15 protein-coding genes and 1 other RNA gene are annotated in these 16206 nt (G+C 43.8%); 2 read left to right on the forward strand and 14 right to left on the reverse strand.

Features of this window, described 5'->3' with window-relative positions:
• Complete coding sequence (locus tag EV212_RS12320) at positions 1-684, reverse strand: response regulator transcription factor (protein WP_132093944.1); 684 nt, start codon at positions 682-684, stop codon at positions 1-3.
• A gap of 178 nt (positions 685-862) precedes the next feature.
• Between EV212_RS12320 and EV212_RS12325 the strand changes: the two genes are divergently transcribed.
• The gene (locus EV212_RS12325) at positions 863-1435 is read left to right on the forward strand and encodes a xanthine phosphoribosyltransferase (RefSeq protein WP_132093947.1); all 573 of its coding nucleotides are present in this window, start codon (positions 863-865) and stop codon (positions 1433-1435) included.
• Between the two features lie 58 nt (positions 1436-1493).
• Here EV212_RS12325 and EV212_RS12330 read toward each other — a convergent pair whose 3' ends face one another.
• The 13 genes from EV212_RS12330 to EV212_RS12390 form a co-directional block, all read right to left on the reverse strand.
• Positions 1494-2324 carry an Mrp/NBP35 family ATP-binding protein gene (locus EV212_RS12330; RefSeq protein ID WP_132093950.1) on the reverse strand — a complete coding sequence of 277 codons (831 nt, stop codon included), beginning with the start codon at positions 2322-2324 and terminating at the stop codon, positions 1494-1496.
• 32 nt (positions 2325-2356) lie between these two features.
• Positions 2357-2851 (reverse strand): hypothetical protein, encoded by a 495-nt coding sequence (locus tag EV212_RS12335; protein WP_132093953.1) that lies wholly within the window; start codon positions 2849-2851, stop codon positions 2357-2359.
• An 83-nt stretch (positions 2852-2934) separates the two neighbouring features.
• Positions 2935-4488 carry a ribonuclease Y gene (rny, locus tag EV212_RS12340; protein WP_132093956.1) on the reverse strand — a complete coding sequence of 518 codons (1554 nt, stop codon included), beginning with the start codon at positions 4486-4488 and terminating at the stop codon, positions 2935-2937.
• A 132-nt stretch (positions 4489-4620) separates the two neighbouring features.
• Entirely contained in the window at positions 4621-5226 is a 606-nt protein-coding gene (locus EV212_RS12345) for a regulatory protein RecX (protein WP_132093959.1), read from the reverse strand.
• A gap of 71 nt (positions 5227-5297) precedes the next feature.
• On the reverse strand, positions 5298-6377 hold the full coding sequence (recA, locus tag EV212_RS12350; protein WP_132093986.1) for a recombinase RecA: 1080 nt from the start codon (positions 6375-6377) through the stop codon (positions 5298-5300).
• Positions 6378-6511: 134 nt separating this feature from the next.
• Positions 6512-7384, reverse strand: coding sequence for a CPBP family intramembrane glutamic endopeptidase (locus EV212_RS12355; RefSeq protein WP_132093962.1), 873 nt, complete (start codon positions 7382-7384; stop codon positions 6512-6514).
• Positions 7385-7459: 75 nt separating this feature from the next.
• Positions 7460-7808, reverse strand: an RNA gene (gene rnpB / locus EV212_RS12360) — RNase P RNA component class A.
• Between the two features lie 41 nt (positions 7809-7849).
• Entirely contained in the window at positions 7850-9514 is a 1665-nt protein-coding gene (locus EV212_RS12365; RefSeq protein WP_132093989.1) for a nucleoside kinase, read from the reverse strand.
• A gap of 13 nt (positions 9515-9527) precedes the next feature.
• On the reverse strand, positions 9528-10304 hold the full coding sequence (locus EV212_RS12370; protein WP_132093965.1) for a Nif3-like dinuclear metal center hexameric protein: 777 nt from the start codon (positions 10302-10304) through the stop codon (positions 9528-9530).
• A gap of 14 nt (positions 10305-10318) precedes the next feature.
• On the reverse strand, positions 10319-11014 hold the full coding sequence (locus tag EV212_RS12375) for a tRNA (adenine(22)-N(1))-methyltransferase (protein ID WP_132093968.1): 696 nt from the start codon (positions 11012-11014) through the stop codon (positions 10319-10321).
• A gap of 9 nt (positions 11015-11023) precedes the next feature.
• The gene (gene rpoD / locus EV212_RS12380) at positions 11024-12130 is read right to left on the reverse strand and encodes an RNA polymerase sigma factor RpoD (RefSeq protein WP_132093971.1); all 1107 of its coding nucleotides are present in this window, start codon (positions 12128-12130) and stop codon (positions 11024-11026) included.
• 32 nt (positions 12131-12162) lie between these two features.
• Complete coding sequence (gene dnaG / locus EV212_RS12385) at positions 12163-13932, reverse strand: DNA primase (RefSeq protein ID WP_132093974.1); 1770 nt, start codon at positions 13930-13932, stop codon at positions 12163-12165.
• Complete coding sequence (locus EV212_RS12390) at positions 13933-14943, reverse strand: deoxyguanosinetriphosphate triphosphohydrolase (protein WP_132093977.1); 1011 nt, start codon at positions 14941-14943, stop codon at positions 13933-13935. It lies immediately after the preceding gene.
• Positions 14944-15036: 93 nt separating this feature from the next.
• Between EV212_RS12390 and mutY the strand changes: the two genes are divergently transcribed.
• On the forward strand, positions 15037-16092 hold the full coding sequence (gene mutY, locus EV212_RS12395) for an A/G-specific adenine glycosylase (protein WP_207669119.1): 1056 nt from the start codon (positions 15037-15039) through the stop codon (positions 16090-16092).
• Positions 16093-16206: the final 114 nt, after the last annotated feature.

The raw sequence follows: 16206 nt of genomic DNA on the forward strand, positions 1-16206 counted from the left end.
TTACTCCTTTGTAACTTCAAATTTATAACCCATGCCCCAGATGGTCTTGATATATCCGCCCCGTTCGCCTAATTTATTTCTCAGTTTTTTCACGTGGGTATCGATTGTCCGTGCATCTCCAAAATAGTCATAATTCCACACGTTATTCAAAATGCGCTCTCTGGACAGAGCGATTCCCTGATTCTCAATAAAATAGGCCAAAAGTTCAAACTCTTTAAAACTCAATTCAATCGGCTGATTGCCTACAAATACCTCATGGGCATTTTTATTCATCGTAATATCTCCGATCCGGATAATTCCATCGTCAGTATTCACATTGCTCCTGCGTAAGATGGCTTCGACCCGGGCGACAAGAATCTTCGGGCTGAAAGGTTTGGTTACATACTCGTCCACTCCAAGTTCAAATCCAAGTAATTCATCTCTCTCATCCGCCTTTGCCGTCAGCATGATGATTGGCACCCTGGAAGTTTTCCGCACCTCACGGCAGACTTCCCATCCATCCATCTTCGGCATCATGACGTCCAAAATCAACAAATCAATATCTTTATCTTCGTAGAAAATTTCCATGGCTTCCTCACCATTGGCAGCCTCCAATACCTCATATCCTTTTTTGGTCAAAAAGTCCCGGACGAGTTTTCGCATACGGCTTTCATCATCAATCACGAGAATTTTACAATTTTTCATAAAGCATCCCCTTCCGAGCCAAAATTATTCCTCCCGAGGCTCAATTTTCTATTATTATATATCCAAAATATGACCATAGTGTGAAAAAATGTTTTTCTTTGTAAAATTATTTAAAAATCTTTTCTACATTTCATTGATGTGATATAATGTATGGAAATACACGTACGAGGTGAAAAAATTGAAATTACTTAAGGATAGAATTTTGGCAGAAGGCAAAGCCCTCAGCGACTCTGTACTAAAAGTTGACGGATTCTTAAACCATCAGGTAGACCCGGAATTAATGCAGGCAGTTGGTCTGGATTTTTGTGAACATTTCAAGGATTACGGTATCACACGAGTACTCACGATTGAAAGTTCCGGTATAGCTCCTGCCGTTTATACGGCTCAGGCCCTGAATGTACCGATGGTTATCCTGAAAAAACAGACATCGAAGATTTTAAACGGTCAGGTATTTCAGACAAATATCACATCTTTTACAAAAGGAACAAGTTATGAACTGACCCTCTCCCGGGATTATATTCATCGGGATGACAGGGTACTCATTATTGATGATTTTCTTGCCAACGGTGAAGCTGCTACCGGCGCCGCTCGTCTTGTTCAGATGGCCGGAGCCACTGTGGCCGGAATCGGAATCCTTATTGAAAAATCCTTCCAAAATGGACGCTCCCGTCTGGAACAGGCAGGCTTTGACGTTTATTCACAAGCCCGGATTTCCCGTCTTGGTGAAGGTATTATCGAATATTTGGAGTAAGTAAAAAGACTCTATCATCCATCCCTTAAAATCGGATGGATGATAGAGTCTTTTATTTCTATTTTTCTGTCAGTTTATCAATGAATGAACCGAGATACATGTTGTCATAATCTTCAATAGCTCCGGCATCACACAGTGCAGCAATCTCCGGAATCATAGGGAGAGACGCATAGGCTGGAATATTCAATTCTTTGGCTGTTTCTTCACCATGACCTTCACCATAAATGTAAATCTTTTTTCCACAATCCGGACAGATGATATAGCTCATATTCTGAATGAGACCAAGTACTGGAATATTCATCATCTGAGCCATATTGTAGGCTTTCTTTACGATCATACCTACCAGTTCCTGAGGTGAGGTGACCACAACGATGCCGTCTACAGGAAGAGACTGGAATACAGTCAGCGGTACATCACCGGTTCCCGGAGGCATGTCCACAAGCAGGTAGTCCAGTTCGCCCCAGACAACTTCATTCCAGAACTGTTTTACAACACCAGCGATAACCGGTCCACGCCATACGACCGGAGTTTCCTCATCATCCAAAATTAAGTTTACAGACATAACCTTAATTCCGGTTTTTGTCTCAAATGGAATAATACCATCATCGGTACCAAAAGCCTGTCCATGAAGACCAAATACTTTGGGAATCGAAGGTCCTGTAACATCCGCATCCAAAATACCTACTTTATAACCACGTTTCTGCAAAAGAACAGCAAGTTCAGAGGTAACCAGAGATTTGCCCACACCGCCTTTACCGCTGACAATGCCGATCACATGTTGAATATGACTCTTTGCATTGGCCGGAACACTAAAGTCCTCTGCTTTTCTTGAGGAACAACCTTCTACATTACATGAACTGCAACTGGATTCATTACATGATTCGCTCATTTATTTCACTCCTTTAAATTTCGTATCTTTCATTATACTACGCGCCCTCTGAGTAAGTCAAGGAGCCCCCTCTTTTCTTTAAAACCTGCATTGATTTTTTCAAAATCTCCCCGCTGAATCTGGTTTTTCGGAAAGTTTTTCCGCCATTCTTCTACAAGGAAATCCGCAAGATGATCCGTAGCCCGCGTTTGGAACCGGGCAATGGCCGGAATAACAAAAAGAGCTGTGAAAGCGCTGTCTTCCATCATCTTTATCTCTCTTTTGGATTTTTTTGTAATCTCATTGATTTTTTCCATCTCATGCGCCATGATTTTCAAGGCCACTTCCCGTGCATATTCCTCCGGTTTACTACTCATCTCATATAGCAAATTATAGGCGGTCAGACTCTGGGAATAAATATCATAAAAAGTCAGGAATTCGGCCTCATAAGCCTTTTTATTAAATATGGTTTTAATATCTCTGTCATTATCCACGATATGAATCAGACCATAATTGACAATCTTTTCTTTTTCTTCTCTTCCCTGCATAAAATCTCCTTTATGAAACATAAAACCCCTGGAAGACGAACGCTTCCAAGGGTCTATATATCCTTTCAATTTTAACGATGTAATTATTTTGCGTAATCTGTTACCCGGGATTCACGGATAACATTTACTTTAATCTGACCCGGATATTCCAATTCATCTTCAATCTTCTTGGAAATATCTCTTGCCAATAATATCATATCATCATCGTTAACCTGTTCTGGAACTACCATGATGCGAATCTCTCGTCCTGCCTGTATAGCAAAAGATTTATCAACGCCTTTAAATTCATTGGCAATATCTTCTAATTGTTTTAATCTGTTAGTATAAGTTTCTAAGGTTTCTCTGCGAGCTCCTGGTCTTGCGGCAGAAATTGTATCTGCAGCCTGTACAATACATGCAATCAGCGTTTCTGGTTCTACGTCGCCGTGATGAGATTCTACGGCATTAATAACAATCGCAGATTCCTTGTATTTGCGGCACAAATCCACGCCGATGGAAATATGTGAACCTTCCATCTCGTGGTCTACGGATTTACCAATATCATGTAACAATCCAGCTCTTTTAGCCATCCTTACATCAGCGCCCAGCTCACCAGCCAGCAAACCGGATAAATGCGCCACTTCGATAGAATGTTTCAAAGCATTTTGTCCATAGCTTGTACGATATTTCATCTTACCAAGCAAACGCACCAATTCCGGATGGATACCATGTACCCCAACTTCCAGAGTTGCTGCTTCCCCTTCCTCTCGAATCATGGTCTCAACCTCTTTCTGGGCCTTTTCAACCATCTCTTCGATTCGTGCCGGATGAATACGCCCATCCACAATCAATTTCTCCAGAGCGATCCGTGCCACTTCACGACGAATCGGATCAAAGCTGGATAAAATAACTGCTTCCGGTGTGTCATCAATGATCAAATCAATACCGGTCATCGTCTCTAAAGTACGAATATTACGCCCTTCACGTCCGATAATACGGCCTTTCATTTCATCATTCGGCAGCGGCACAACAGAAATCGTCGTCTCCGCTACATGGTCTGCAGCACATTTCTGGATAGCTGTGACCACGTATTCCTTTGCTTTCTTATTCGCTTCTTCCTTTGCCTTGTTTTCAAGGTCTTTAACTAACATTGCGGTTTCATGCTTTACATCATCTTCAACCGTTCTTAAAAGATATTCCTTTGCTTGTTCGGAGGTTAAACCTGAGATTCTTTCGAGTTCCTGTACTCTTTTCTGGTTCAGTTCATTTACTTCTGCCAGCTGCTTGTTCAATCTGTCCTCGCGTGATGCCAGTTGGTTTTCTCTGCGTTCAAGAGAATCTGCCTTACGGTCCACAGCTTCTTCCTTAGAAAGTACACGTTTTTCGTACTTCTGTAATTCGTTTCTGCGTTCCTTGCTTTCTTTTTCAAGCTCATTTTTATTCCTTAAAGCTTCTTCCTTGACTTCAAGAAGGCCTTCACGTTTTTTCGTTTCAGCAGTCTTCATGGCTTCGTCAATAATCTCTCGAGCCTTTTCCTCTGCTGAACCAATCTTGGATTCCACGACTTTTTTTCTATAAGAAATCGCCACATTCCAAACGATAAGAGCAGTAATTAAAACAGCTGCAACAATGGCAATAACTGCAGTAATTAGCGGCACAGGAGCACCTCCTTATTTAGTTTTAATTGTACATAAATACAACACTTAAATTCTATACTTTTTTTATAATGATGTCAAGTGGATTTCATGATTCTACTGACATATTGACTAAATATTCTGTAAAAAATTGTCTTAAATGCCCAAATTCCGATAAGCAGAGAGTATGTCTCCGCCATGAAATCCCCGTCTTCCCAGGTAGCGCATCATCCGCTCTTTTTCCTTTATATCCGGTGACGGGTCCTCGCCCCATCGCTTTTTCAGAATTTCCCGAATTGTCTCCTTATCATCCGGCAGTTTCATCTCATCTTCCAGTTCTGCCAGATGATACATATCAATCCCTTTCAATGCCAGCTCATACTCAAGTTCTCTGCGGCTTTTCCGATGACCTCTGTATTCAATATAATTTTTCGCGAAACGAGCATCATCCACGTAATGATAACCGTCCACATATTCTATCGTCTGTCGAACGATCTCCTCCGGATAACCATCCTGCTTTAAACGCTGAATCAGCTCTTTATGAGTTCTGTCCCGTACTTTTAAAAGGTTCAAGGCCCGAAGCCTGGCCTTTGGCATGAGATATTCTCTGTAAAGCTTTTCAAGGAGTGTATCCGCCATATCCTCGCCTGCTTTTACACCAAAAGAAAGCCAGTCCTTCTCTGAAATAATAAAATGGTCGCCATTTGCTAAAGTTACTTTTATCTTGGACTTTCCCGATTTTTCAGTATACGATATAAACATGCTTTTCCCCTTAATATTTCAAAAACCCTGCTGACTTTTTTCCATTCAGGAAAATCAGCAGGGTTTTTTACTTATTCATTCTCTGTTGAAGGTATCGTTTCAGCTTCCACATTGCCGCCATCCTGAACAGTTTCTTCAACCTGGCTGCCCAGACCATAATGTGCCCGAACCTTTGCAGCAACCTCTTCCATAATCTCCGGATGATCTCTCAGATAGGTTTTTGCATTTTCACGTCCCTGTCCAATCTTTACACCATTATAAGAATACCATGCACCGCTCTTGACGATAATATCCACATTCGCAGCAAGATCCAGAATATCTCCTTCTCTGGAAATCCCCTTACCAAACATAATATCAAACTCAGCCTCTTTAAACGGCGGAGCAATCTTATTTTTAACAACTTTGACACGGGTACGGTTACCGACAACCTCACCATTCATCTTCAGGGATTCGACACGGCGAATATCCATCCGCACAGAAGAATAGAACTTCAGCGCCCGGCCGCCTGTAGTTGTTTCCGGGCTGCCGAACATGACACCCACCTTTTCTCGCAGCTGATTAATGAAGATCACAACACAATTGGACTTACTGATCACAGCAGTTAATTTACGCAATGCCTGAGACATCAGACGAGCCTGCAATCCGACATGGGCATCTCCCATCTCGCCATCAATCTCCGCCTTTGGAACAAGTGCAGCAACCGAGTCAATAACAACAATATCAATGGCACCGGAACGAACCATCGTTTCGGCAATCTCCAGAGCCTGCTCACCATTATCCGGCTGAGAAATATAAAGATTGTCAATATCTACACCGATATTTCGTGCATAAGCCGGGTCAAGAGCATGCTCTGCATCGATAAATCCGGCGATACCGCCGAGCTTTTGTACTTCTGCAACCATATGTAACGTCACTGTTGTCTTTCCTGAAGATTCAGGGCCATAGATTTCAATAATACGCCCCTTTGGAACACCGCCCAGTCCAAGCGCCAAATCCAGACTCAAAGCCCCGGTAGGTACCGTCTCCACATCCATATTGGCAGTGTTGTCTCCCAATTTCATAACCGAGCCTTTACCATACTGTTTCTCTATATGTGCAATAGCCGCATCCAATGCTTTCAGCTTATCTACCTTATCCACTTTGTTTCCCATAGATTCATTTCTCCTTATCTGTGATTTAGCTCCGAACATTCGTTCGTCCATGCATTCATCATACATGATTTTTCTCTTCCTGTCAATGATTATATCGCTATTTTTTGATCGGGTAAATCACATTCTTCTGACAGTTACTCGTCACATTCGACAGAATTTTTCTCCATACTGAATCTCTGTAATGGAATAATTTTGTAAAATTTCCCCTGTTTTAAACCATACAGACCAAACATTCCAAGAAGAAAGAATGCAACAATCCCGATGGAATAACCCATGGAAGACAGCGGATTCATCTGATTCAAAACCAGAGAAGACAGATTGCTGGAAATATGGAACAGAACCGGCGCCCAAAAAGTTCCGGTACGTTTATAGGCAAAAATCATGAGTATCGAGAAGACAAAAGCATATGCGATCTGAATGAGCGTTCCGTGATAGACACCAAACAAAATACTCGTCAGAATGACTCTGGCGGCTTCATTACCGTATTGCCCCAGTCGTTCATAGATAAGACCACGAAACATCAATTCCTCTACGACCGGCATAAAAAAACCGATGACCACGACCTGCATAAACAACGGTTCCGAATAAATTCCCCTGGCCAGCTGAGCATAGTCAATATCATATCGAAACAATTCAAATGCATTGACGGCCAGATTAAAAGCCATTGTCATGCCGACAGCAGATAAAATCACATAAATATAACGTCGAAACGGTCCGCAAATCGGCAAAATACGATACGGCCGTTTCATCCACTCTTTATTTAAAGCCCGATAAAAAATCGGAATAGAAAGTATCGCCGCAATTCCCGACATCAAAACGATATTGTTGCTCAACATTTCAGCAGCATTGATCTGCAGCTCCATTATCTGTTTGTCACTTAGGATTTCGGCTGCATCCACTTTACTGTTCATAAATGTAAAAGCCGCACTAAAAGAAATCACACGCTGAATCACAAGAAAAATCACCATTGGTGATACTATTCCCCAGGCTCTTTTTAAACCATTCATTTTCCACCCTTACCCTCTTTTGTTTTTCATTGTTTTCTGATGATAATGAAAAAAGACACTGAAAATCAGTATCTTTTTTCAAGTCTGCCTGTAAGCCGAGTTATGTTAAAAATGGTCATCTATCTCGACTTCCTGTTGCCAGGAAGCTCCAGCAACCTACCCTGAGACACGACGGGCCGCCGTATCGTCTCATGTGCGGTCTTGCTTCGGATGGGGTTTACATAGCCCCTCCTGTTACCAGAAGGACGGTGGGCTCTTACCCCGCCTTTCCACCCTTGCCGGTCGATACCGGCGGTTTATTTCTGTTGCACTTTCCTTAGAGTCGCCTCCACCGGACGTTATCCGGCATCCTGCCCTGCGAAGCTCGGACTTTCCTCACCTGAAACCTTTCGGTAGATACAGGCGCGACCATTTGGCAGACTTGAAATATTATATTAGCACTCTTTCACACATTTGTAAAGAGGTCTATACATTAAAGTAACTTCCTCCGATGAACTCTCTGAGAATCGAATTTTTCGGGATATTTTCACTTGTAACTCCCACAAAATAATCCAGGAATTTCAAAAGGCGTTTGGCTTCTTCATATTCAGGCTGCTCCGGCCGTATGCGGAATAACAGCGGTTCAGCAAACTGCTTCAATACGGATAATTCATAGATCAACGCTGAATTAAACTGGGCGTCGGCATTCTCCTGATATGGAAAAATATTAAATTCCTCTCCTCGCCGCACCGAGTTCCACATGGCAATCGTGTGGGCAGCCTGTGTTCCTCTATGGGCCGCATCCCTGACAATACGTCGGATCAATCGACCGTCTGTCGTTGCAATGCGATTGTGTTCGTCCAGATTCAACTGGGTCAGAGCACTGATATACACCCGATATTTATCATCCTTCGGAATACTGCTCGTTAATGCATCATTCAAACAATGAATGCCTTCGATGACAAGAACATCTTCCGCCCCTATCTGCATAAAATTATTTTTACCATACTCAGACTTTCCACTTACAAAATTAAAAGTCGGCAGTTCCACCCGATCTCCTGCCAGAAGCCCGGTCATATCCTTATTAAACTGATCAATATTTAAAGCTTCCAGACATTCAAAATTATAATTGCCATCTTCATCTCTTGGTGTCTTTTCCCGGTCAACAAAGTAATTATCTACCGGAATCGGATGAGGCTTTAATCCTTTGGCACGAAGTTGTACACTGAGGCGATGGGAAAAGGTTGTTTTTCCCGAAGAAGAGGGGCCGGCAATAAGAATAATACGTTTGCCGCTATTATAAATATCTTCTGCAATATCCGCAATATTTTTTTCCTGAAGCGCTTCGGAAACAAGCATCAACTCCATAAATTCACCATTGGAAATACAGTCATTTAACTGTCCGGCATTGCATATGCCAAGCCGTTCGCCCCAGAGTGTGGATTCTTTAAGCACATTGAAAATCTTTTCTGACGGCTTAAACTCCTGGATGATCTCCGGAGCTTCCGCCACAGGCATTTGCATGACAAAGCCATCGCGGTATGGAATCAGTTCAAACCGGGTGATATAACCTGTAGACGGAGCCATATATCCGTAATAATAATCCAAAATATCTTCAAGCTGATACATATTTACCCTAGAAGCTCTGCGATATTTCAAAAGAGAAACTTTTCCTGCCATTCCGTTTGATTCAAACATTTCGGCCGCTTCTCTTGTGGACACTGTGCGTTTGATGATCGGAAGATTTTGTTCTGCCAGTATTCTCATGCGCTGACTCAATTTTTTAAGCAGATTCTCTTCCATTGGCATATGGCCCTTAATTTCACAATAATAACCCTTGTGTACTGAAAACTGAACAACCAGCTTTTCGGATTTTCCCATGACATCCCGAACAGCCTTTGTCAGCATCAGTGTTGCCGTCCGGCGATACGACTGTTCGCCGATCTTCTCCCCGGTCGTCACAAACTCCACCAGAGCGTCCCCATCCAGTGATTTATGCAGTTCATTTAATTTTCCGTTCACCCGCGCCATTATAATCCTGTGCGGATATCTGTCCTGAAAATCTCCGGCAACCTTCTCCAGTGAAACTCCCGCAGAATATTCCCGCTGTTCATCCAGAACAGTTACTTGAATGTTGTTTATTTTTCCCATCATATCACCTTCTCTACATTGTTCGAAATGGATAGACAATTTTCGACTTACACACCTTTATTTCCGGGCAATATTTCGTAAAAAAGCCGGCCATATCATCAATAAAAACATGTTCCAGCCCATAATGTCCTGCATCGATCACAGCTATATGTTTTTCCAGGCAGTCCAGACCTTCATGGTGTCCGAAATCACCGCCGATCAGTACCTGGCCCCCCTGGGCCAACGCGAAGTCTTCCATCCCTTTGGCCGAACCCGGACAGACAGAAACCCGTTGAATTTTCTGATTTAAATCACCATAAACACGCACGTCCGGAATATGAAACCAGGCTTTGATTTTTAAAGCACAGGTTTCCAGAGTCATCGGCGTCTCAAAGTCTCCTGTATATCCGATGCCTTCGCTGCCGTCAGCTGCTGTGGCTTCCAATACCTCAGGATTTTTAAGTCCCATCCGGGAAACCACCAGATCTGCCATACGCTTTACATCATAATTGGTGTGCATGGCATAGCAGGCCACGTGGTTTTCTACCATGCGCAGAAGCCGTTCCCCCAGATAATCGCCTTCTTCAATCCGTTTGATTGCTGAAAAGATCACCGGATGGTGGGTCAGCAGCAAATCTGCTCCGGCTTCTACCGCCCCGTCAACCACATCCGTTGTCGCATCCAGAGCGATATAAACTGTCCGGATATCTTTATCCATACGTCCGCACAGAAGTCCCACATTATCCCATGAAAGCGCCGCCTCATTTGGAAAATGTCTCTGAAGAAGCACATATAATTCTTTACCGTTCATATGTATTCACCCACTTATTTACTGTAATAATCCATCCCCCGACCCAGTTCCTCCAGATAGCCCGTGACCTCTCTGTAGCGCTCCGTGCCGGACTGATGGGTTTCATCTAATTGTTTTAAAATTTTATGATAAATTCTCTTTTCTTTTTCTAAATAGTCCAGCAATACAGGGTGTTTCTGTCGGAGAAGAACCTTACCGAACAAATACTCGGTTTCATTCCACCCGGGCTCCTTTCCCGGCACAGCTCTCATAGCCATATAATACTTTTCTTCATCCATGAGCATGATTTCATCCACGATCTTAAAATCGTGTTCGATCAAAAAACGCCGTACCGACGGGATTTCTGACTGGGGCTGGAGCACCCAGGATGAAACGCCTTCCGCATTGCTTCGTCCTTCTGAGAGAATCCGAATCATCAGCGGTCCGCCCATTCCGGCTATGAGGACCGTATCTGCCTCCCCGGGCTGAAGTTTTTCCAGGCCATCAGAGAGACGAAGGTCCATCACATCCTGGAATCCATATCGGTCTCTGTTTTCTCTGGCACGACATAACGGCCCTTGATTGACGTCCATCGCAATGGCCGACGGAATCCGCCCCTGCTGCAATAACCATATTGGTACATAGCCATGATCTGTTCCCACATCGGCCAATCGCGAGCCCTCAGGTACCAGTCCGGCAACCTGAATTAATCTATGAGATATTTTTACCATGATCGTCTCCTAATTCGACAAAAAATCAACTAACTTACTGCTTCTTCCACGGCTGCGGAGCTTACGCAAAGCCTTGGCTTCAATCTGACGAATGCGTTCCCTCGTCACATTAAACTCCTTGCCTACTTCCTCTAATGTCCGCGCCCTTCCGTCATCCAGTCCAAACCGCAGACGAAGTACCTTTGCTTCCCTGTCCGACAGGGTAGCCAATACTTCCTCTAATTGTTCCTGAAGCACAGAAAAAGCCGCCGCTTCCGCAGGTACAGGCACATGATCATCCTGAATAAAATCCCCCAGATGGCTGTCCTCTTCTTCACCGATCGGTGTTTCCAGAGAAACCGGCTCCTGGGCAATCTTCATGATCTCCTGAACACGTTCCACAGGCAGGTTCATCCGCCCGGCAATCTCTTCCGGAGTCGCTTCTCTTCCCAGTTCCTGAAGAAGCTGTCTGGCCGTGCGGCGCAGTTTATTGATCGTCTCTACCATATGCACCGGGATTCGTATGGTCCGGGCCTGATCCGCGATCGCCCGGGTAATCGCCTGACGGATCCACCAGGTCGCATAGGTACTGAATTTATAACCTTTGCGATAATCAAATTTCTCCACCGCTTTCATCAAGCCAAGATTTCCCTCCTGAATCAGATCCAGGAACATCATCCCCCGGCCCACATAGCGTTTGGCAATACTTACAACAAGACGCAGATTTGCCTCGGAAAGGCGCTGCTTCGCCTCTTCATCCCCATCCTCAATCCGTTTTGCCAGCTCCAATTCTTCCTCTGTAGACAACAGCGGCACTTTTCCGATTTCTTTCAGATACATGCGCACCGGGTCCTCCAGGCTGACCCCTTCCGGCACGGAAAGGTCAATCTCCGGTATTTCCTCGTTGCTTTCCTCTTCAAGAAAATCTTCCGGCACATCGCTGTCATCTATTTTCATCAAATCCACATGGGCCTTTTCCATAGCGTCATAAATCTGTTCAATCTGTTCTTCAGTCAGATCAATATCAGAAAAATAATCGAGAACTTCCTGAAAAGCCATACTGTCTTTTCTATTACGGCTGGACGATACCAGCATTTTTAAACGTTCGTTAAATGTCATCTTTTCGCCCATATTCATCCTCCTGGCAATCTGTCTATATTCTTTCCATACTAGAGAGAAATATGCAAATTCTGTAAATCGGATTTCATCCGGATAATTTTCTGCAATTCGCCCAAATCCTGGGTATGTCGGGTCAACTCCTCCAAATGATACTTTTTAATTCGAATAACGGTTTCTGTCAACGCTTTTTCCCTGGCATTTTTATCCTCAATTCCTGCAATATCCGAATTAAAAATGCCTGCGACAAGCTTTTGTTCATCCTTTTCCTGAAAAAGATCAATGATCTGCCCGGGTACGATCTGTCCCGTCGTCTCAATAGCTTCATACACTGCACGGCCTACTGTCCGGTAGACCGGATGTACAAAGTCTTCCCAATCGAGCCATGGTCTGATTTTTTTGAATAAGGTGACATCGTTGACCAGCCAGGTTAATAACAGCTTCTGAGCCGCAAGCAACGCTTCCGGATACTGGCCGTTATCTTTCTCCCGACCGGCCGCCGGGTGTTCTTCCCGCATCGTCTGCCGCTCTGGAAGCGTCAGGCCATAGCGGTTCACAAGCTTCTGCAAATCCGTGAAAGAAATGCCATACTTTCTGGCGATGGCTTCGATATAATTATTCCTCTCCAACTCCTGTTCGAATTCCAGCAGGCGCTGCGCCACCGCATTGAAAAAACGGGTCTTTCCGTCCGGATCCCCAAGATTATAAGACCGCTCTAACACGGACACTTCAAATAAAAAGCTGTTTTCTGCCTGATCGATTCGCTCCTGAAACGCCTCCATGCCGAGATTTTTAATAAATTCGTCCGGATCCTTATAAGGATTCATATGTATGATCCGAATCCGCAGCCCCGCAGAACGCAGAATAGGAATCGCACGAAGTGCTGCTTTTACACCGGCTTCATCACTGTCATAGGCCAGGCGGACTTCCTCTGTATACCGTTTTAAAAGAATACCATGTTGAAGGGTAAAGGCCGTTCCAAGAGACGCCACTGCGTTGGTGAATCCGGCCTGATGCATAGCGATTACATCCATATATCCTTCGCAAATGATCATAAAAGGCTGTCTAGATGTCCGTCCAAAATTCAATCCGTAGAGATTCCGGCTCTTATCAAACAAAAGGGTTTCCGGCGAATTCAGATATTTTGGCGTTCCTTCACCGAGGACCCGTCCCCCGAAACCAATAACTTTATTATTCACATCCATGATCGGGAACATGACCCGGTTCCAGAACTTATCATGGGCACCATGTTTTTCATCAATAGTCACTAATCCCGAATCTTTCAAAATCTGATCGTCATATCCTTTACTTTTTAAAAACTGATACAGATCATTACTGTAGGGATTGGAAAAACCCAGTCCAAAATGGGCGATCGTCTCCTTTGTAAGACGACGCTTTTCAAAATAAGCCCGGGCATTGGCGCCGTTTTTGCTCTTCAACTGATAATAAAAATACTGAGCCGCCTGTTTTTGTATATCCAAAAGCTGCTGCCGTTTGTTCTGAATCCGTTTTTGTTCTTCGGTCACTTCCACCTCCGGAAGCTTTATTCCGGCCCGTTCCGCCAGATATTTCACAGCTTCCACAAAGGTATAATTTTCGTATTCCATCACAAATGTAAATACATTACCTCCGGCGCCGCAGCCAAAACAATAATACATCTGTTTATCTCTGCTCACCGAAAAAGATGGTGATTTTTCATTATGAAACGGGCATAGTCCAAAATAAGAACTGCCCTTTTTTGTCAGTTTTATGTAATTTCCAATCAGGTCCACCACGTCATTACGTGAACGGACTTCTTCTATCACATCGTCGGAATAAAACACTTAAACCACCTTCCACACAAAAGGCACGTACAGATTTTCGTAAACATTAATTGAATACTGGTCTGTCATCCCTGCAATATAATCGCACACTACTGACTCCAACCTTTCGCCCCGCTCTGTGACAAGCCCTACATATTCTGCCGGAAGCTCATGAAAATTTTTCATAAAATGATGGTACAGCACTTCCAACATATTCTGGGCTTTTTTCTCCTGTCCTTTAGCAATAGGATTCGTATATACATTTTCAAACATATAGGTTCGCAGCCCCAACATCGCTTTTTCAACCTCTTCAGCCATGCGGATATCCGGCTGATCCATGCTTTCACCGATAATACTGTGAATCAGGGAATTCAGCCTCTGCTTTGGTGAATGTCCAAGAACATCCGTATATACCTTTGGCAAATCTTCTTCACTGATAATATGCGCCCGAATGGCGTCATCAATATCATGATTAATATATGCGATCTTGTCAGCGAAGCGGACGATCTTTCCTTCCATCGTCATCGGCATCCGTGATGTGGAATGGTTCATCATACCATCTCTGACCTCCTTTGTCAAATTCAGCCCCTGACAATTTTTTTCAAGCAATTCTACCACCCGGACACTCTGGTAATAATGTTTAAAACCTTCCGGATGCAGCCTGTTCAAAATATCTTCTCCCGCATGGCCAAAAGGCGTATGTCCAAGGTCATGTCCAAGGGCAATAGCTTCGGTCAGATCTTCATTCATCCGCAAAGCTCTTGCAATCGTTCGGGCAATCTGAGAAACCTCCAGTGTATGGGTCAGACGTGTCCGGTAATGATCCCCGGCCGGGGCCAGAAAAACCTGAGTTTTATGCTTCATCCTCCGAAAAGATTTGGAATGGAGGATACGGTCCCTGTCCCGTTGGTATAATGGACGCAGATCGCATTGAGGTTCCTCCCGGTCCCGTCCAAGAGAATTCTGGCTTAAAGATGCATAGGGACTTAAATATTCTTTTTCCCATATTTCTTGTTTTTCCCGAATATTCATGAAAATCCCTCCTTATTATATATATTCGTCGTCAAATTGAAAAATCCTTCCCGAAATATAGAAAAATCCTGATAAATATGTTACACTTTGCCTATGTGCAATTTAATGGATATTGAGAAATTTCAGAAAAACTTAATCGAGTGGTATAAAAAAGAAGGCCGCGATCTGCCCTGGCGTCATACGCGGGATCCCTATGCCATCTGGGTCAGCGAAATCATGCTTCAACAAACCCAGGTGGATACGGTAAAAAAATATTACACCCGCTTTCTCAGGACACTGCCGGATATTGCTTCTCTGGCTGAAGCTGATGAAGACCTGGTCTTCAAACTCTGGGAAGGACTTGGTTATTACCGCCGTGTCCGCCATATGCAGGAAGCTGCCCGGCAGATCATGACCGAATACGGCGGTCATTTTCCTGAAACTTATGATACGATCATCCGGTTGAAAGGTATCGGTGCTTATACATCCAGCGCCATTTCAAGCATTGCCTTCGGACAGGAAAAGGGTGTGATCGATGGCAATACGCTGCGCATTCTATCAAGAATTTATGATCGTCAGGATAACATTGCCCTGGAAAAAACAAAAAAAGCGTATCAACTTCTGATGGATGAACTCATTCAGGGTACTGACCCTTCTATGTTTAATCAGGGAATGATGGATCTGGGCGCCGGTATCTGTACACCAAGACATCCGGACTGTGAACACTGCCCGGTCCGCTCTTTTTGCAAAGCCCATGCTGCCGGAACAGAATGCCTGCTTCCGGTCAATATAAAAAATACATCAAAAACAGATTTATATTATATTACGGCCATCTTAAAAAAAGACGGTAAATATTTTCTGATAAAAAACAATGACGGCCTTTTGGAAAATCTTTATGGATTTGTTCAGTATGAAGTGGAGTCACCTGTCAGCTTCGAAGAAATGTTTTATGAAAATTATGGTCTGTCTGTCCGACTTTATGAATACTGCAAAGAAATCAAGCACGTATTCTCTCATCGAATCTGGCATATGAATGTCTATCTTGGAGAGATCATGGACACCCCGGAACCGATGAACGAAAGTCTTTCCGTCTGCCTTTATACAGAATCTGAAATGGCCGAACTGCCTATCTCGACTGCCCACAGAAAGGTCTGTACACAAATTCCTTAATCAGTTTTTCTACTTATTGATCGAGTAGGAGGAATTTCTCTTGATTGAGAAATTCCGACCTCTCACACCACCGTGCGTACCGTTCGGTACACGGCGGTTCAATCAACTTGACAT

Origin of the sequence: Frisingicoccus caecimuris (assembly GCF_004340975.1) — a bacterium.
Lineage (GTDB): Bacteria > Bacillota > Clostridia > Lachnospirales > Lachnospiraceae > Frisingicoccus > Frisingicoccus caecimuris.